This is a genomic window from Nonomuraea sp. NPDC050310, from assembly GCF_040655795.1.
Classification (GTDB): Bacteria; Actinomycetota; Actinomycetes; order Streptosporangiales; family Streptosporangiaceae; genus Nonomuraea.
Map to the genome: position 1 here is coordinate 241,458 of NZ_JBFAKP010000007.1, position 18,345 is coordinate 259,802.

Below are 18,345 nucleotides of genomic sequence, written 5' to 3' on the forward strand. Positions count from 1 at the left end.
GGGTTCATGGTCACCGGGATCGCGGATCGTCCGTCTGCCGAGCGGGACGCCCTTCCCGTCCGAGGCGAGATCGACCTGGTCACCGCGCCGGTGATCGAGGCCCTGGTGTCCCACGCCACCGCGCTGGGCCGCCGGCGCATCCTGCTCGACCTCGCCGGGGTCACCTTCATGGACGCCTCGGGGCTGAACGCCCTGGTCCGGGCGGCCAACCACGCCGGGCGCAACGGCGCGCGGGTGGAACTGGTCGGTGTCCCGCCCCGGGTGGCCCACCTCCTGCGCCTCACCGGCCTGCACCGCCGCTTCACCGCCCCGGGCGCGACCGCCGCCTGAAGAAGGCCGCCCGCCGGAGGTCCCGGCAAGGCGGTGACGAAGGTCCCTGCGCCCGCCTGCCGTACGGCTCTGCCTCCGAGAGCCCGCGCCCGGTGGACTGGACCCAGAGACCCCAGGAGGACACCATGACCGCCATCCACCCGCACCAGCGGACGGCCACCACCCCGCGCCCCGCCGCCGCACCCGTCGACTACGTCTGGGCCGTCGCCCGGATCGCGCTCGGCTGGACCTTCCTGTGGGCCTTCCTCGACAAGACCTTCGGTCTCGGCTACGCCACCCCGGCCGCCAAGGCCTGGCTGAACGGCGGCAGCCCGACCACCGGGTTCCTCAAGGGCGCCGGCGACAACGCGCTCGGCGGCTTCTTCGCGGCGCTGGCCGGTCAGGCGTGGGTGGACTGGCTGTTCATGACCGGCCTGCTCGGCATCGGCCTGGCGCTGGTGCTGGGCGTCGGCACCCGGGTCGCCGCGGTGACCGGCGGGCTGCTGCTGGTGCTGATGTGGGCGGCCGCGCTGCCGCTGGCCACCAACCCTTTCCTGGACGAGCACCTGGTCTACGCCGTCGTCCTGGCCGGGCTGGCTCTGGCTCGCGCGGGCGAGACGCTCGGCCTGGGCGGGTATGTGCGGCAGCCGTACCTGAAGTGAACCCCTACGGCGGCGCCCGTCCCCAAGAGGGATGGGCGCTGCCGCGTTCGCGGTGCCAGACTGGCGCGTGTGTCAAACCCTCTCATTCCGCACATGCGGCTCGACGAGTTGCTGTCCGAGCTCCAGGTCCGGCTGAACGCCGTGCTGGCCACCCGCGACCGGGTGCACGCGCTGCTCGACGCCGTGGTGTCGGTCGGTAGCGACCTCGACCTGGAGACCGTGCTGCGGCGGATCGTGGAGACCGCGACCAACCTGGTGGACGCCAGCTACGGCGCCCTCGGGGTGGTGGGGGAGGGCAGCACGCTGATCCAGTTCATCCCGGTCGGGCTGAGCGAGGAGGAGATCGCCAGGATCGAGCACTGGCCGCACGGGCTCGGCCTGCTCGGGCTGCTGATCAAGGACGCCCGGCCGCTGCGGCTGGCCCGGATCGCCGACCACCCCGAGTCGTACGGTTTCCCGCCCGGGCACCCGCCGATGGGCAGCTTCCTCGGCGTGCCGATCCGGGTGCGCGACGAGGTGTTCGGCAACCTCTACCTGACCGAGAAGCGCGGCGGCGCGGAGTTCGACGAGGAGGACGAGGCGATCGTCATCGCGCTGGCCACCGCCGCCGGCGTCGCCGTCGAGAACGCCCGCCTGTACGAGGAGACCCGCCGCCGGGAGACCTGGCTGCAGGCCTCCTCGGAGATCACCACGAGCCTGCTGTCCGGCGCCGAGCCGCAGGAGGTGCTGCGCATGCTGGCGCGCAGCGCCCGCCAGATGACCGGCGCCGACCTGACCGCGGTGCTGCTGCCGCGGGACGAGGCGCTGCGCGTGGAGATCGCCGACGGCGAGTGCCCCGCGGATCTGGGCTTCGCGCTGGAGGGCAGCATGGCCGGCGCCGCCTTCACCCGCGGCGAGGCCCTGACCGAGAGCAACCTGCAGACCGCCGCCGCCGCGCCCGACTCGCCGCTGCGCCGGCTGGGCTTCGGGCCGGGCCTGATGGTCCCGCTCGGCGCGGCCCCCGCGGTGCGCGGCGTACTGGCGCTGGCCAAGGCGCCGGGCCGGATGCGACCGACGGATCCGCCCCCGCCGCCGAAGCCGTGCGCTGGGCGGCGGCCGAGGCCGTGCGCGGCAACCGGCCCCTCCGCATCGTGCACGTCTCCGGCGTCTGGGGCTACGACCGCCCCGCGGCCGGAGCCGCGCGACAGGACGAGCAGTCCCGCTCGATCCTGGCCGAGGCGGCGCGGCTGGCCACCGCACAGGAGCCGGGCCTGTCCGTGGCGACGGCCACCGCCTGGGGCAAGGTGAGCGCCGCCCTGCGCCGCGAGGCCGCCTACGCGAGCCTGCTGGTGCTCGGCCGGCACGGCCACGGCCTGACCGCCGCCCTGCGACTCGGCTCGGCCGTGCGCGCCCTCGCCGCCCAGCCGCCGTGCCCGCTGGTCGTGGTGGCCGGGGCGCCCGCCGAACCGTGGGGCGAGGTGGTGGTCGGCTTCGACGAGCAGTCGCGGGCCGACCTCGCCTTCGCCTTCGCCGAGGCCGACCGCCGCGGCGCCCGGCTGCGCGCCATCCACGCCTGGACGCCGCCGGTCTTCTCCGCCTTCGTGGGCGGCGACCTGTCGTTGTACACCGAGCTGTTCGACGACGCCTGCGCCGCCGCGCACGAGACCCTCCAGCCCTGGCGGGAGCGCCACCCGCTGGTGCCGGTGGTCGAGGAGGCCGTGTGCGGCGGCGCGGTGGCCGCGCTCACCGCCGCCTCCGCCCGGGCGGACCTGGTCGTCGTCGGCTCGCGCAAGGCCATGCTCGGCTCGGTGACCAGCGGTGTCCTGCACGGCGCCTGGTGCCCGGTCGCGGTGGTGCACGCCACACCCGTCCCTGCCGCGGCCCGCTCCCAGGGCTAGGCGGCGGGCTCCCGTCATCCGGTACGGCAGGCCGCCCGCGCTCCCTATACTCGGGCCTTTGACCTGAGGGCGGGGGAGGACCGGGTGTCGGGGGAGAACGAGCTGAGCGAGCACGGGCGGCGGGTGGCCGAGCTGGCGGCGGCCATCGGGCAGGCGCGGACCGGCCTGGAGCAGGCCGCGGCCGGGCTGGTCGAGGTGCTGAAGACCGGGGCCTGGCAGGAGTTCACCGGGCCGGGCGGCGAGCTGGTGCTGCACGAGGAGTTCGCGGAGTTCGTCACCGCCGACCCGCCGCGCGGGCTCGGCGTGACGCCCGGCATGGTGCGTACCCTGCTCGCCGACGACCCGGCCGCGCTGGCCCTGCTCGTGGCGGCGGACGGGGCCGCGGGCGAGGTCTGGACGCGGGACGACAGCGCGCCCTGGGTCCCCGGCACCGAGCCGGTCGCCGCACTCCCGGTGGACCGGGCCGCCGCACCGGAACCGGGGGAGGCGGCCGACATGGCAGCCGGGGCGGCAGTCGAGGCGGCGGCCGACATGGCAGCCGGGGTGGCGGCCGGGGTGGCGGCCGGGGTGGCGGCCGGGACCGCAGCCGGGGCCGGGCCGGGCGCCGAGCCCGTCGTGCGGGAGACGCCCGCGTTGCGGCGGTTGCGGGAGGACGCTCCGGCCCTGCACACCAAGGTGCTCGCCGGGGAGATGAGCGCGAACGCGGCGATGGTCGCGGCCGGGTTCCGCGCCCGCACGATCAGCGTGCCGGTCTCCAAGCCCGAGAGCGCCGCCAAGGCGTTGCGCAAGAACCTCAGCCGCGAGCAGCTCGCGGAGCTGGTGAGCCTGCTGTCGGCCGAGCTCTGAGCGAGCGGGCCCGCCGCCCCTGGAGGACGGGTCTGCCGGGTTCCTGACACACAATTTCCGGATATGCCATGATCTGACGCGTGACGGTGGGGGATCTTGGCGTGCGCATTCCCGGCTACCAGCTCATCGAGCCGGTAGGACAGGGGGGATTCGCGGTCGTCTACCGCGCCCTGCACGAACGGGTGGGGCGCGTGGTCGCGGTGAAGGTGCTGTCCGTCACCGACCTGGACGAGCGCGCCCTGCGCAACTTCCGGCGCGAGCTCGAGGTGACCAGCCGGCTCAGCGACCACCCGAACATCGTCGCCGCCCTCGACACCGGCACCGCCTCCGGCGGCCGGCCGTACATCGTCATGGACTTCTACGACGGCGGCAGCCTGCACAGCCGGCTCCGGGCCGCGGGAGCGCTCCCGGTGCCGGAGACGCTCCGGATCGGGGTCAAGGTCGCCGCCGCGCTCGCCGCCGTGCACGAGGCGGGCGTCTTCCACGGGGACATCAAGCCGCAGAACATCCTCATGTCCAAGTACGGCGAGCCGGCGCTGGCCGACTTCGGTGTCGCGCGGATGCTGGACGTGGGGCAGTTGTCGTCCAACACCCTCACGCTCACGCCGCACCACGCCGCGCCCGAGGTGCTCAACGGGTCGCCGCAGTCGGTGCACTCCGACGTGTACGCGCTGGGGTCGACCCTCTACCAGTTGCTCGCCGGGCGGCCCGCCTTCTACGAGCCGGCCGACGTGGGCGTCGCCCCTCTCCTGCTGCGGGTGCTTCGCCAGCCGTTGCCGCCGTTGCAGCGGCCCGACCTTCCCCAGGCTTTGCGGGCGCTCATCGAGCGGGCCATGTCCAAGCAACCCGCCGACCGGCCGGCCGGCGCCTGGGCCTTCGCGCGTGAACTCCAGGACATCCAGCGGGCCCTCGGCCTCCCCGTCACCGAACCCGCCGCCGCCCACACCCCTCCGACTCCAGCCGCCACCCCTTTCCCCGGCAACCCGCCCTTCTCCGCCGCCCCCACCCCTTCCCCAGCCTTCGGCTTCCCGCCCGCCCAGCCGTCCACCCCTGGGTTCCCGGCCCCGCAGCCACCGGCGCCCAGCCCCCCGTTCGGGATGGGCGGCGTCACGGAGGGGGGCGTCACGGGCCCGGCCTTCGGGGGCAGTGCGGCGGCGGGCCTCACGGGCCCGGGCTTCGGAAGCGGCGTCACCGGCCCGGCCTTCGGGGGCGGGGGAGCGGGGCCAACAGGTGGAGCGCCGGTTGCCGGGGACACCGCGCCACGGGAGGGGGCGGCTCGCCGTACCTCCTCCCGGATGATGGTGGCGGTGGCCGGGGTGACCGTGGCGGTGGTGGCCGGTGTCGCGGTGGCGGTGAACCTGGGCAAGAGCCCCGGCGGAACCGCCGCAGCCGACACCGGCGCGACCTCCCGCCCCGGCGTCCAGGCGAGCGTTCGCCCCGTCGCCCCCACGGCGACCCCGCTGCCCACCCCCTCCACGAGCCCGGCCAGGAAGGCCGTCCTGGCGAAGGTCACCCTGGCCCCCGACACCACCACCCCGGCCGCCCCGGGCCAGACCTTCCGTCTCAAGCTGGCCGCCCGCCTGACCGACGGCCGCCCGGCCAACCTGACCAAGGCCACCGTCGTCTACCACAGCGCCGACCCCCGGGTGGCGACGGTGAGCCCCGACGGCGTGGTCACCGTCCTGACCGAGGGCGAGGTACGGATCACCGCGAAGGTGACCCTGGCCGGCCGGTCGAAGGTCGCCGCCCTCCCGCTCACCGTCGGCGGCGAGACGACCCCCACCCCGTCCCCCTCGGCCTCGGCCGACGCCGGGCCGAAGGTGCTGAAGGTGACCGCGAGCCTGACCAACATGGTCCGGGGCGGCGCCTACTCCGGCGAGTCCTACCCCGCGTGCGCGGAGTGCAAGGTCAAGACCGGCAAGCCCGCCTGGTACCGCGAGACCTACTTCCGTTTCGACCTCGGCTCGGTCAAGGTCAGGCCGGCCCGGGTGCGCTCGGTGGTGATGTACGTCTGGATGCGGGTGACCGACCACGGCCCCGAGGGTGTGGCGGCGGCGCACGCCATGGGCAACAACTGGACCTCCCGCGTCACCTTCGACACCCGCCCGCAGGTCGGCAACAAGCTCGGCGACCTGACCACGGCCGGCTACTCGTGGGCGTGGGTGAAGGTGGACCTGACCTCCTACTTCCGCCAGCGCCTCGGCGGCCAGGCCAGCGTGGCCCTCGCCGAGCAGGCCGGGGCGGGCTTGGCGATCGGCGGCCTGTCCTCCCCGCACCCGCCGTACCTGGAGATCACCCGCCGCTAGCCGTACTCGGAAGACCTCCCGCCGTGCCCGAAGTCGGCGGTAAAAGCGGAGAAACCCCCGGAAAGCCGGGCATCTTCCCAGCTAGGACAGGGTGCCGGGGAGTGGGGCGGGGCGAAGCGGGGGAGATCAGGGGGAAAGTCCTCCTACCCCCGGGGAGCGGTCCTGTTGCCAAGGCGCGAACGTGTGCGTTCCTTCCTTGAGAAGCAGTTCGTCCAGCGAGCCATCATCCTGATCATCATCGTCAACGCGGTCACCATCGGCTGCGAGACGAGCGACTTCCTCATGCAGCACGCCGGCGGCTTCCTCACGACCGTCGACAACGTGGCCCTGGGCCTGTTCACCGTCGAGATCGCCGCGCGGCTGTACGGCTACGGCCGGGAGTTCTTCAAGGACCCCTGGAACTGGTTCGACACGGTGATCGTGCTGGTCGCGCTGGTGCCTGCGGGCGGGCCGGCCTCGATCCTGCGGGCGTTGCGCATCCTGCGCGCGTTGCGGCTGATCTCGGCGGTGCCCAGCATGCGGCGCGTGGTGCAGGCGCTGCTCAGCGCGATTCCGGGCATGGCCTCGATCCTGGGCCTGCTGGTCCTGCTGGTCTACATCGCCGCGGTCATCGCCACCCGGCTGTTCGGCGACGTGGTGCCGGAGCGGTTCGACGAGCTGCCGCGCTCGCTGTTCACGCTGTTCCAGATCATGACCGGTGACGACTGGGGGAACGTGGCCCAGACGGTGATGGATCAGCGGCCGTGGGCGTGGGTGTTCTTCATCGCCTACATCCTGGTCTCGACCTTCGTGGCGTTGAACCTGTTCATCGCGGTCGTGGTCAACGCGATGATCGACGCGGAGGCGTCGCCGGCGGAGGTGGAGACGCAGGAGGAGATCAAGGGCGTGCGGGAGGAGCTGGCGGCGCTCACCGCCAAGCTGGACGTGCTGCTCGCCCGGGAGGCCGCGCTGTCGCGCCACGGCGACCGCTCGTCCCTCCGCCGGTCCCCCATGCCCTGACCGCGCCGCTGCCCGCTCCGGCCGGCCCGGCTGTTTATGCTGGCCGGAGGGGGTGGGGGACGTGTCCGAGGTATTCGTGGAGAGCGAGTTCGCGCCGTTGCGGGTGGTGGTGCTCGCCCAGAGCGAGGTCGCGCTCCCGGCGTCCGCCCGGAGCTCGCCGGACCTGCGCTTCCTGCCCGCCGACGCGCTGGCGGCCAACCCGGTGGGCCAGGACATGCGCACCGGCGCCCCCGACCGGCAGGCCGCCTGGGAACGCGAGCGCGAGGCCTTCCGTGCCGTCCTGGAGCGCCACGGCGTGCGGGTGGTGCGGCCCCGGCTGCTCACCGAGCCGGAGAAGGCCGAGGCGGGCGCCGACGGCTACGCCAACTTCTTCGCCCGCGACCCCTTCTTCACCGTCGGCGACCAGGTGATCGAGGGCTCGATGCGCTTCCGGCACCGCCGCCACGAGGTGCTGCCGGTGCGTGACGTCATGCGGGCCGAGGTCTACCCCGCCGACTGCGGCTACGTCGCGGTCCCGGTGCCGGAGATCCCCGAGCCCGGCGACCCGACGCTCGGGCCCGGCCCCTTCCTGGAGGGCGGCGACGTGCTGGTCCTCGGCCGGCACGTCCTCGTCGGCAGCTCGGGCCTGGCCTCCAACGCGCTGGGCGCGCGCTGGCTGACCAAGCACCTGGCGCCGCACGGCTACACGGTCGAGCTGGTCCGGCTGCACGAGCGCATCCTGCACCTCGACTGCGCGCTCGGCCTGATCCGCGACGGCCTGCTCGTCGTCTGCGAGGAGGCGCTGCCCGGCGGGCTCCCGCGGGTGCTGCGCGACTGGGAGCGGGTCGAGGTGGACTTCGAGCAGGCCACCCGGCTGGCGGCCAACGGGCTGCCGCTCGGCCCCGGCCACTACGTGACCGATCCGGCCTTCGCCTTCCTCGGCGAGGAACTGGAACGGCGCGGCGTGGCGGTGGAGTACGTGGACTTCGCCGTCACCCGCTCGCTCGGCGGCTCCTTCCGGTGCAGCACCCAGCCGCTGCTGCGGCGCACCTGACCCGGCCCTCAGGAGTTGAGCGGCGGGTGCCAGCCGTCGCTCCCCGGCATCTTGGCCGCCGCCTCCGGCCCCCACGAGCCCGGCTCGTACGGCAGCGGCGGCTCGTCCACGTCGATGATGTCCGAGACGATGCGCCAGCACTCCTCGATGGTCGCGAAGGTGGCGAAGCACCGCGTGTCCCCGGTGATCGCGCCGTCGATGATCGTCTCGTACGGCTTCTCCTGCCGGCCCAGCACCTTCTCGTAGTCGACCTCCAGCGGGATCAGCGTCGCCGGCTGGCCGGGCTCAGGCTCCTGCAGCAGCAGCTCGAAGGTCATGCCCGCGGTCGGCTCGAACCGGAAGCGCAGCAGGTCGGCCGGCGTGCCCCCGGTGATGGAGCCGAACAGGTCCAGCGGCGGCCGGCGCAACTGCACCACCACGTCGGTCGAGCTGGTCTGCAGGCACTTGCCGCTGCGCAGGTAGAACGGCACCCCCGACCACCGCCAGGTGTCGACCTTCAGGTGCGCGGCCACGTAGGTCTCGGTGGTCGAGCCCGGCCGCACCCCTTCGACGTCCTGGTAGCCGGTGTACTGCCCCAGCACGGTCTGCGCCCGCGAGATCCGCCGGGTGGCCCGCAGCAGCCGCCAGCGCTCGATGTGCTCGGCGTAGTCGTCGCTGGTGGCCGGCGGCTCCATCGCCAGCAGCGTGAACACCTGCAGGAGGTGGTTCTGGAGCACGTCCTTGACGCAGCCCACCGAGTCGTAGAACGAGCCGCGCTCGGCGACGTCGAAGTCCTCCAGCAGGTTGATCTGCATGTTCGCGATGTAGGACCGGTTCCAGAGCGGTTCGAGCAGCGCGTTGGCGAAGCGCGTGGCCTTCAGCCCGGCGATCGGCACCGAGCCCAGGAAGTGGTCCACCCGCAGCAGGTGCTGGTCGTCGAAGAAGCGGTTGAGCTCGCGGTTCAGCTCGCGGGCCGAGTCGAGGTCGTGGCCGAACGGCTTCTCCACCACCAGCCGCGCCTGCCGGTTCAGGCCCGCTCGGGCCAGCGCCTCGGCGACCGTGGTGAACAGCGAGGGCGGGATGGCGAGGTAGTGGCTGGCGAAGCCCTTGCCCTCCAGCTCGCGTCCGAGCCGCCGGAAGGTGTCCTCGTCGGTGAAGTCGCCCGCGACCAGGCTCAGCCGGTCGGCCAGGTCGGCGAACACCCGCTCGTCGAAGTCGCGCACGTCGGCCAGCACCGAGCGGCGGGCCCGCTCGCGCAGCCCGTCCAGGTCGAGGTCGGTGGCCGCGACGCCGACGACCGGGACGGTGAGCTTGCCCTGCTCGGTCAGCCGGTACAGCGCCGGGAAGATCCTCTTGTTGACGAGGTCGCCGGAGATGCCGAACAGGACCAGGACGTCGGCCTGCGGGGTGGTGGCCATGGCGGTGCCGCCTTTCTGCCGCGTTCAGCCGAGCCGGATGCCCCAGGAACCGGCGAGGCTCGCGCCCGGTTCGAGGGTGTGCAGGTCGATGCCGCTGGCCAGGGCGTTGGGCGGGCTGGTCATCGGCTCCACGCCGAACCCCTGCCGGCGCAGCCGCTCGGGCACCTCGTCGGCGGTGTACAACTCCAGCCACGGGTGGGTGGCGTCGGCCCAGAACGAGGTGGTGCGCGCCGAGCCGGCCAGGTGCACCCAGGCGCGGCCGGCCTCGTCGCGGTCCAGGTCGGTGAAGGCGCGGTCGATCTTGAGGTCGCCGAGGCGGCGGCCCTCGCGCAGGTCGAAGGGGGTGCCCTCGACCGGTTCCGGCGAGCCGTACGGGATCATCCGGTCGTTGACCGGCAGATGCCGCCGGCCGGGCGCGGTCACGGTGCAGCCGTCGATCGGCTCGCCGGTGGTGAGGTAGGGGTGGGCCCCGTGCGCGTACGGCGCGGCGGTCTCGCCCTCGTTGCGCGAGCGCACCGACACGGTGAGGCCCTGGCCCGCGTCCAGGCTGTACTCCGCCTCCAGCGCCAGCCGGAACGGATAGCCCGGCGTGCCGAGCAACCGGCAGGCCAGCCGTACCCGGTGGTTCTCGCGCTCGACCACGCGCCACGGCAGCCAGCGCGCCAGGCCGTGGATCGCGCAGTCGTAGGCGGGCTCGTTCACGTCGAGCTGGTACGGCACGCCGTCCCACTCGTAGCGGCCGTGGTCGACGCGGTTGGGCCAGGGGATGAGCAACTGGCCGAAGGCGGCCGGCGCGGGCTCCTGCGGCCCGTAGGCCAGCACGAGGGCCTCGCCCCCGTGCGCCAGCTCCCGCAGCCCGGCGCCCTGCTCGGTCACCACCGCGGTGTAGGGACCCGCGGTCAGGGAGTACTGCTCGCCGCTGAGCGCATTTCGCATGACCGGCTACTTACCCGGCGATCCGCCTCCCTCTCCGCGGAAGGCGGCAAAGAGCTCGGCAATATCACCGGCCGTAGGGCGCACCGCCCTGGCCCGGCTGGCCGTACCCCGGGTTGGGTCCCGGGTGGTGTCCCGGTCCGGGCGGCCCGTAGCCCGGCGCGAACCCCGGCTGGCCGGGCGGGGGCTGCTGCTGCGGGTAGCCGCCCGGCCCCTGCTGGTACGGCGTGCCGGACACCTGCCGGTGCTCGGGCGAGCGCGCCGCGACCCCGAAGACCAGCAGCAGCGTCCCGACGAGGGAGAGCAGCGTGCCCACCCCGAACAACAGGGAGATCATCCCCGAGACCGGCGACAGGCCGAACCCATGCATGATGTCGTGCAGGAAGATCGAGAGCAAGGTGGTCCAGAGCACGCCGATCGCGAGCACGACGCAGCCGAACACCCCGAGCAGGGCGCCCCGCCCGCGGTGACTGCGGGACATGGCGGTCACGATCACGCCCACGATCAGCACGATGAGCTGGAGGATGCCGAGAAGCAGATTCACAATGTCCACCCGCCCGACCCTACGGGGTCCGTGCGGACCCCGTGCGGACCGCGTGCGGGCTCAGCGCCCGCGCATGCCCCGCTCGATCGCCTCGATGATCCGCGGCCGCAGCTCGGCGGCGCTGACGATGGCGTCCACCGAGCCCACCTCGACCGCCCGCTGAATGTTGTGCACCCGGTCGAACTCCGCGGCCACCTCGCCCAGCTTCTCCGCCCGGACCGCCGCCTGCACCTCGGTGAGCCGCGCGTTGAGCGAGGCCCGCTCGGCGCCGCTGGCCCCCGAGACGCGCGCGGCCAGCTCGGCGACCCGCGGGTCGTTGGCGGTGCGGGTGTTGACCTCGCCGGAGAAGACGACGGCCGCGGCCGGCGCCCCGCCGAGCACGGAGGCGAAGGAGCCCTCCAGCGCGAGCACGGTCATGTTCGGGTTGAGCGCCTTGGAGAAGACCACGAAGGCCCCGCCGTGGTAGCGGGAGATCACGCAGAAGACGATCGGCCCCTCGAAGTTGACGATCGCCCGCCCGATCTCCGCCCCGTACTCCAGCTGCAGCTTGCGCATCGACTCCGGCGAGCCGTCGAACCCGGACAGGTTCGCCAGCACCACCAGCGGCCGGTTGCCCGAGGCGGAGTTGATCGCCCGGGCGGTCTTCTTCGACGACTGCGGGAACAGCGTGCCGGCGGTGTAGGTGTCGGGGCCGTCGGTGGGCGGGAAGCCGCGCCGGGGCACCGGCCGCGACTCGATGCCGACCAGGCAGACCGGCCAGCCGCCGATGTGCACGTCCTGGACCGCCGAGGTCTCCGCGTCCGCCATCCGCGCCCAGCGCTCCAGCACCGGGTGGTCCTGGTCGGACAGCGCCCGCATCACCGTGCGGATGTCGAACGGCTTCTTGCGGTCGGGGTTGTGCTCGGCGGAGAAGATCTCGCCGACGGTGGTGAAGTCGCTGCCCGCCACCGAGTGCGGGAAGTCGCGGATGTCGCGGTCGGCCGGGTCGATGGTGGCCGCCCGGCGCGGCGCGGACTCGCCCGGCACCACGTAGGTGTGGTCGTAGTGCGCCATCAGCACGTCGCGGGCCGCGGCCAGGTTGGGCGCCCAGTACTGGGCCTGCCCGTTCGGGCCCATCACCCGGTCGTAGCCGCCGATGCCCACGTTGTCCTCGGCCGACACGCCGCCGGAGAAGTCGAGCGACTGCTTGCCGGTCAGCACCATCGCCGAGTCGGGCGTCATCACCAGGATGCCCTTGGTGTGCATGAGCATCGTCGCCTCGGCGTTCCAGTACGGCTGCGCCCCGACGTTGATGCCCGCGACCACGACGTTGATCTCGCCGCCGGCCTGGGTGAAGGTCACGATGCGCTTGAGCGCGGCGGCCACCCAGTCCATGTTCTCGGTGCCCGAGGTCATCGAGATGCGCGCGCCGGCCGACAGCGCGAACCACTCCAGCGGCACCCGCAGCCGCTCGGCCAGGTCGAGCGCGGCGATCACCCGCGAGCACTCCGGCTCCGACAGCGCGCCCAGCGCCTTGGTCGGGTCGCCGAGCAGCACCACGCGGGTCACGCCCTCGGGGTGGTGCGGGGTCGGGGTGGTGACCACGCCCGCGACGATCGCGGCGGTGTTGTTGCCCTTGGGCCGCGTCACCGGCACCAGCACGCCGTGCTCGTCGAGGTCGTGCTCGACGAAGCGGCCCTCCGGGCCGGCGAGCAGGTCGGTCAGCTCGTAGGGGTAGACGTTGCCGCGCCGCGCCGCGCGCAGCACCTTCTGCCGGTAGGCGTCCAGCGGCTGCACCGGCTCCATCGACGGCTTGCCCACCTCGACCCGCGCGCCGTGGCCGGGACCGAGGCTGACCCGCACGGCCACCTCGCTCAGCTCACCGGCCGCGTTGCGCTGGCGGGCGACGAACAGCACCTCTTCCAGGCCCGCGCCCGCGGTGGTCGGCAGGATGCGCTGGACCAGCGCGTTCAGCTCCTCGCCCGACAGCTCGGTGGCCGGCCAGACGTACATCATGATGCGGTTGGTGTCGAAGCGCTTGTTCTGCGGGCGCTGCATCTGGATGGTGCGGATCGCGTCGAGCCCGGCGGCCAGGCCGCCCTCGACCGAGGGCAGCGCGACCAGGCGGCCGTCCGACTCGCGCAGCGGCGTCAGGTCGCGCACCTGGCCCATCGCGATCAGCCGCTCGTCGGCCGGGTTGCTGCGGGCCACCGCCTTGAACAGGTAGACCTCCTCGTCGGCCGACGGCAGCCGGGTGAGGTCGAAGGCGCGCCAGCGCTGCAGTTGCAGCCGCTGGGCGATCTGCGGGTGCAGGCCGCGGATCAGCCGGTCCTCGGCGAAGCCGCGCTCGCCGTCGGGGCGGAAGGTGAAGTGGTGGTGCATGACCGCGCCGCTGGTGCCGGCGACGGTCATGGTGATCCGGCGGACCCCGGCGGGAGGCGCGTGCTCGGCGATCAGCTCGCCGAGCCGTACCGCCAGGGCGTCGACGTCCGGCTGGTCCTCCCAGGTCACGTAGAGGTCGGCGACCAGCCCGTGCTCGGGCACGCCGGCCGCGAGCCCGGCGATGGCGCCGATCGCGCCGGGCAGCGCGCTGACGTCGACGGCGGTGGTGACCACCCGGGTCACCCGCTCGGGGCCGGTGTGCTCGGCGGTGACGAACCGGCAGCCGCCGGCCTCCCGCACGGCCACCTCGGCCAGCGCGCGGTTGCCGTAGTAGCGGCGGGTCAGCACCTCCAGCAGCGGCGCGGAGTCGCAGCCGGGCCGCCCGATGCGCTGGCCGACCAGCCGCACCAGCGGCTCGGCGCTGGCCACCATGGCCTGGATGCGCTCGGCGCGGTCGGCCGCGTCGGGGTTGCGGTCGAGGTAGCTCAGATCGGCCCGCACCGCCGAATAGACCCTGGCCCGGGTACGGCGGAGCAGCGGCTGGGCGAACCAGCGGAAGACGATGCCGCGCGCCAGGTCGGAGACGGTCGGGAACCGCACCTGCGTCGCCTGGACCACGTGCTCCAGGGTGAGCCCGGCCCGCTCGGCGAGCGACTCCAGCGGCGGCGCGTCGGCCAGCCACTGGCGCAGCAGCGCGGACACGACGTGCACGTCGGCGCCCATCCGCTGCTGGGCCAGGAAGATGCGGAAGACCGCCTCCTCCAGCTCGGGCGTGCGGTCGAAGCCGGTGACGCCGTAGTGGGCCAGCACCGCGGCGAGCTTGGCCTGGAAGTCCTCGGTCAGCCCGGCCCGCTCGACGTCGAGGAAGCGCAGGTAGCTGTGGAAGAACTCGCGCGGGCTGTGCACCGCGCTGTCCGGCTCCAGGTCGAGGCCGCCGACCGGCTTGTTGCGGCTCAGCTCGGACAGGTCGGCGAAGACGGTGAGCAGGTCGAGCTCGCCCTCTAGCAGCCGCCCGCCCAGCTCGGCGCGCGCGGCCAGGTAGTCCGACAGCACGCGCTGCTGGTCGTGCGGGTCGACGTCGAAGCCGAGCAGCAGGCTGCGCAGGGCCTGCAGGCCGCGCTCGACGCGCTCGGCGGGGGAGGCCTGGGCCGGCTCGGCGGGCAGGTCGATCTCGACCGCCTCAGCGGCCTGCCCGGCCTCGGCGGCCTCCTCGTCGCCCAGCGGCTCCAGCCGCATCAGCGGCGCGCCGGTCTCGACCTGGCTGCCCGCGCTGACCGCGCACTCGCGCACCCGGGCACGGAACGGCGCGCGCAGCACCGTCTCCATCTTCATGCTCTCCAGGACCAGCAGCGTCGCGCCCGCCTCGACCTCGTCGCCGGCGGCCAGCGGGGCGGCCACCACCAGCGCGGGGGCGGGGGAGCGGACCACGCCGCCCTCGTCGCGGCCGACCCGGTGGGTGACGCCGTCCACCTCGACCAGGTGGATCGGCCCGTGCGTGGCCGACACCAGGCGGAAGCGGCGGCCGTTGACCACGATCTGGCCGCTGTGCTCGTCGAAGCGCTCGATCTCGACGTCGGCCGGGTGCACCTCGCCGCCGCCGGAGACGCCGACGCGGAAGCGGGTGTGGCCGACGCGGGCGACGCTCACCCGGTAGCCCACGCCGCGCAGCTTGAGGTCGAGCGGGCGGCCGGTGTCGTGCTGGACCTGCGGCCGGCCGCCGTGCGCGGTGGCCAGCAGCCGCTGCCGGGCGACCTCCTCCTCGTCGAGGTAGGCCTCGATGGCGGCGGCGGCCAGGGCGACGGCGGAGTGCCGGTGGCTCACCAGGCGGCCCTCGGCGCGCACGCGGTCGATCCAGCCGGTGTCGGCGCTGGCGTCGACCACCTCGGGCTGGTCGAGCAGGTCGAGGACGAAGCTCTTGTTGGTCGCGCCGCCCTCGATGATCACCGTGGTCTCGGCCATCGCCCGGCGCAGCCGGCCGAGGGCCTGGTCGCGGTCGCGGCCGTAGGCGATGATCTTGGCGATCATCGAGTCGAAGTCGGCCGGGATGGTGTCGCCCTCGCTGACGCCGGTGTCCACCCGGATGCCGGGGCCGGCGGGCAGCACCAGGCGCGCGATGCGGCCGGGGGCGGGCGCGAAGTCGCGGTCGGGGTCCTCGGCGTTGAGCCGGGCCTCCACGGCGTGGCCGAGCTCGGCGGGCTGCTCGCCCTCCAGTCTGCCGCCGGCGGCCACGTGGAGCTGCAGCCGTACCAGGTCGGTGCCGGTGGTGATCTCGGTGATCGGGTGCTCGACCTGCAGCCGGGTGTTGACCTCAAGGAAGGCGAAGAGCTTCTCGCCCGGGTGGTAGAGGAACTCCACGGTGCAGGCGCCGCAGTAGCCGACCGCCACGGCCAGCCGCTCGGCGGCCGCCTTCAGCTCGGCCGCCTGCTCGGGGGCCAGGACGGGGGAGGCGGACTCCTCGATGATCTTCTGGTTGCGCCGCTGCACCGAGCAGTCGCGCACGCCCAGCGCCCACGCGGTGCCGTGGCTGTCGGCGATCACCTGGACCTCGACGTGCCGGGCCCCGGTCACCAGCCGCTCCAGGAAGACCACGCCGGAACCGAAGGCGCGCAGCGCCTCCTGGCTGGTGCGCTCGTAGGCGTCGGTCAGCTCCTCGCGGGAGGCCACCATGCGGATGCCGCGCCCCCCGCCGCCCGCGGTGGCCTTCAGCATCAGGGGGTAGCCGATCTCGTCGCCGGCGCGCAGCGCCTGCTCCAGGGTGGCGACCTCGCCGCGGCTCCACGGCGCGACCGGCACCCCGACCTCCTCGGCGATCAGCTTGGCGCCGATCTTGTCGCCGAGCCGGCGCATCGCCTCGGCGCTCGGGCCGACGAAGGTCACACCGATCTTGTCGCACAGCTCGGCGAAGGCCGGGTCCTCGGCGACGAAGCCCCAGCCCACCCAGGCCGCGTCCGCGCCGGACTCGACCAGGGCGCGTTCGAGCACCTCGAGGTCGAGGTAAGGGCGGGCCGAGGCCGGGCCCAGGGCGTAGGCGTGGTCGGCCTCGCGGACGAAGGTGGCGTTACGGTCGGCGTCGGTGTAGAAGGCGACCGTCTCGATCCGCGTCCCCGTCTCCCCCGAAAGGTCGCGTACGGCGTGGATGAGCCGCATCGCGGCCTCTCCACGATTGACGATGGCGACACGACTGAACACCGGTTGAGCCTCCCAGCTACCTCAAGCATCGAAGGCGACGTCCGCATCTTCCGGAGCGTCGCCTGCACCTCTCGATAGCCTGGTCCATCACGGCGAGGACACCAATGTCCTCCACCCGGCAGGACAGAGCCGTCGTGTTGTAGGTAATCCACAAAAGCGATTTGCCGCATCATGCGCTAGCCGTCGTGGATTCCGCACTCCTGCGGAGCGTCGCGGCCTCCCCTCGGCGGGCCGGCTTCGACGATCCCCTTCTCCCAGCATAGAGCCGCCCGCCCGCCTCCCGGGCGGACCGCCGGGTCAGGGGCGCCAGTACGGGAGCGGCAGGCCCGGGACGTCCGCGCGGGCGGTGAACAGGCGGCCGGAGGCGGGCCCCGGCTCGGCCGGCCCCTGGACGGCGGTGGTGATGACCAGGGTGTCCAGGGCGGGCCCGGCGAAGCAGACGCTGCTGGTGTGCGGCGCGCCGGTCTCGATCGTGCCGAGCAGCTCGCCGGAGGGAGTGCGGTGCTCGACGCGGCCCAGGCCCCAGTTGGCGACCCAGAGGTTGCCCTCGGCGTCGGCGCACATGCCGTCCGGCTTGCCCTCGGTGACGGTGAAGGCCTGCTCGCGGGTCCCGGTGGCGCCGTCGGCCGGGTCGTAGCGGCGCGCCCACACCACGCCCGAGGCGGTGTCCACGCTGTACAGCACGTCGCCCGCCGGGCTCCAGGCCAGGCCGTTGGAGACGGTGAGGTCGGCGTCCAGGACGGTCACGCGCTCGCCGTCCAGCCGGACGAGCACCTCCTCGCCCTGCCGGTCGTCCTGCGGGAGGCTGCCCACCAGGAAGCGGCCCGCCGGGTCCACCGCGCCGTCGTTGAGCCGGCTGCGCCGGCCGGGCGGCAGGACGCGGGCCAGTTCCGTGCGCCGGCCGGCGAGGTCGACTCGGGTCAGGACGGCCTGCTCGGCGACGATCAGCTCGCCGTCCTCGGCGACGGCCACCGCGCCGACGGTGGTGCCGAAGGTGTGCCGGGCGGTGGGGGTGATCTCGCCGGTCGCGGCGTCGAGGGCGCCCTCGTGGACGACGCCGGCGACGATGTCGACCCAGAGCAGGCGCTGCCGGGCGGGATCCCAGACGGGGCCCTCCCCGAGGGCGTGGACGTCGGGGGCGGCGGGTCGGGCGGTGGTGCGGGTCACTGGGGGTGCGCTCCAGGCAGGGGTCGGTGGGAGCCCGGCAGCCGCAAGGGGTACGGCGTGCGGGTCGGCGGTGGTCAAGGCCGCCGGGGTCAGGTGTGCAGGGTTCGGTGGGTGAAGTCCACGAGGTAGTCGTTCAGGGCCAGGGAGGCGCGCGCCGCCGCCTCGGCGTCGCCCGCGCGTACGGCTCGCAGCACGTCCTGGTGCCGGTCGGCCCCGGCCCTGATCTCCCGCGCCGGGTCCCGCAGGTTGGCGAACCAGAACCGCCGCGACAACCCCTGCAACGGCGCCATCGCCACCGACAGGAAGTCGTTGCCCGCCGCCGCCGCGACCAACGCGTGCGACTCCTTCAGCAACGGCCCGAACTCGTGCGCGTCGGCGCCGGTGAACTCCTGGAGCTGCCCGGCGAGCTCCAGCATGGCCGCGCGCTGGGGCGGCTGGGCGCGCTGGGCGGCCAGCCGTACGGCCAGCTCCTCCAGGCTGCGCCGCACCTCCAGCAGGCGGAGCTGCGACTCGATGGAGGCGTCGGCGACGAAGACGCCGCGGTTGGGGTGGATGTCGACCATCCGCTCGCGGGCCAGCCGCTGCAGGGCCTCGCGCACCGGCGTCCGGCCGTAGCCGGTGCGTTCCATCAGGGCGCGCTCGGACAGCAGGCTGCCCGGCGGCAGCTCCTGGAACGTGATCATCTTCTCCAGGGCCTGGTACGCCTGGTCGGTCTTGTTCAT

Annotated in this window: 13 protein-coding genes and 1 pseudogene; 8 read left to right on the forward strand and 6 right to left on the reverse strand. The window is 73.9% G+C overall.

The features are described from left to right. Positions 1-6: 6 nt before the first annotated feature. The 8 genes and pseudogenes from AB0I67_RS20085 (at position 7) to AB0I67_RS20120 (ending at position 8,032) form a co-directional block, all read left to right on the forward strand. The gene (locus tag AB0I67_RS20085) at positions 7-330 is read left to right on the forward strand and encodes an STAS domain-containing protein (RefSeq protein WP_357925473.1); all 324 of its coding nucleotides are present in this window, start codon (positions 7-9) and stop codon (positions 328-330) included. A gap of 125 nt (positions 331-455) precedes the next feature. After that, complete coding sequence (locus AB0I67_RS20090) at positions 456-971, forward strand: hypothetical protein (RefSeq protein WP_357925475.1); 516 nt, start codon at positions 456-458, stop codon at positions 969-971. A gap of 93 nt (positions 972-1,064) precedes the next feature. After that, positions 1,065-2,018 (forward strand): annotated as a pseudogene (locus AB0I67_RS20095) (GAF domain-containing protein); the annotation flags it as partial. 56 nt (positions 2,019-2,074) lie between these two features. Continuing rightward, on the forward strand, positions 2,075-2,848 hold the full coding sequence (locus AB0I67_RS20100) for a universal stress protein (RefSeq protein ID WP_357925477.1): 774 nt from the start codon (positions 2,075-2,077) through the stop codon (positions 2,846-2,848). A gap of 84 nt (positions 2,849-2,932) precedes the next feature. Then, positions 2,933-3,694, forward strand: a complete 762-nt coding sequence (locus tag AB0I67_RS20105) for a hypothetical protein (protein ID WP_357925479.1) — start codon at positions 2,933-2,935, stop codon at positions 3,692-3,694. Positions 3,695-3,795: 101 nt separating this feature from the next. Further along, positions 3,796-6,000: a protein kinase gene (locus AB0I67_RS20110; RefSeq protein WP_357925482.1), complete on the forward strand. Its 2,205-nt coding sequence runs from the start codon at positions 3,796-3,798 to the stop codon at positions 5,998-6,000. A 183-nt stretch (positions 6,001-6,183) separates the two neighbouring features. Then, positions 6,184-6,999, forward strand: a complete 816-nt coding sequence (locus tag AB0I67_RS20115; RefSeq protein WP_357925485.1) for an ion transporter — start codon at positions 6,184-6,186, stop codon at positions 6,997-6,999. Between the two features lie 61 nt (positions 7,000-7,060). Continuing rightward, positions 7,061-8,032: an arginine deiminase family protein gene (locus AB0I67_RS20120; RefSeq protein ID WP_357925488.1), complete on the forward strand. Its 972-nt coding sequence runs from the start codon at positions 7,061-7,063 to the stop codon at positions 8,030-8,032. 8 nt (positions 8,033-8,040) lie between these two features. On the opposite strand, the gene zwf is transcribed toward AB0I67_RS20120, so the two are convergent. From zwf to AB0I67_RS20150, 6 genes are all read right to left on the reverse strand, one after another. Further along, on the reverse strand, positions 8,041-9,429 hold the full coding sequence (gene zwf / locus AB0I67_RS20125) for a glucose-6-phosphate dehydrogenase (RefSeq protein ID WP_357925491.1): 1,389 nt from the start codon (positions 9,427-9,429) through the stop codon (positions 8,041-8,043). A gap of 24 nt (positions 9,430-9,453) precedes the next feature. Next, complete coding sequence (locus AB0I67_RS20130; protein ID WP_357925494.1) at positions 9,454-10,365, reverse strand: aldose 1-epimerase family protein; 912 nt, start codon at positions 10,363-10,365, stop codon at positions 9,454-9,456. Positions 10,366-10,429: 64 nt separating this feature from the next. Further along, the gene (locus AB0I67_RS20135) at positions 10,430-10,915 is read right to left on the reverse strand and encodes a hypothetical protein (protein WP_357925498.1); all 486 of its coding nucleotides are present in this window, start codon (positions 10,913-10,915) and stop codon (positions 10,430-10,432) included. Between the two features lie 51 nt (positions 10,916-10,966). Continuing rightward, positions 10,967-16,456, reverse strand: a complete 5,490-nt coding sequence (locus AB0I67_RS20140) for a biotin carboxylase N-terminal domain-containing protein (protein WP_357925501.1) — start codon at positions 16,454-16,456, stop codon at positions 10,967-10,969. Between the two features lie 297 nt (positions 16,457-16,753). Next, positions 16,754-17,623 (reverse strand): SMP-30/gluconolactonase/LRE family protein, encoded by an 870-nt coding sequence (locus tag AB0I67_RS20145; RefSeq protein WP_357925504.1) that lies wholly within the window; start codon positions 17,621-17,623, stop codon positions 16,754-16,756. A gap of 89 nt (positions 17,624-17,712) precedes the next feature. Then, positions 17,713-18,345, reverse strand: a complete 633-nt coding sequence (locus AB0I67_RS20150) for a GntR family transcriptional regulator (protein ID WP_357925508.1) — start codon at positions 18,343-18,345, stop codon at positions 17,713-17,715.

Bases quoted from the DNA above. Each gene is read 5' to 3' on its own strand.
- zwf (WP_357925491.1), bottom strand. From the start codon at position 9,429: ATGGCCACCACCCCGCAGGCCGACGTCCTGGTCCTGTTCGGCATCTCC.
- AB0I67_RS20130 (WP_357925494.1), bottom strand. From the start codon at position 10,365: ATGCGAAATGCGCTCAGCGGCGAGCAGTACTCCCTGACCGCGGGTCCC.
- AB0I67_RS20150 (WP_357925508.1), bottom strand. From the start codon at position 18,345: ATGAACAAGACCGACCAGGCGTACCAGGCCCTGGAGAAGATGATCACG.
- AB0I67_RS20090 (WP_357925475.1), top strand. From the start codon at position 456: ATGACCGCCATCCACCCGCACCAGCGGACGGCCACCACCCCGCGCCCC.
- AB0I67_RS20085 (WP_357925473.1), top strand. From the start codon at position 7: ATGGTCACCGGGATCGCGGATCGTCCGTCTGCCGAGCGGGACGCCCTT.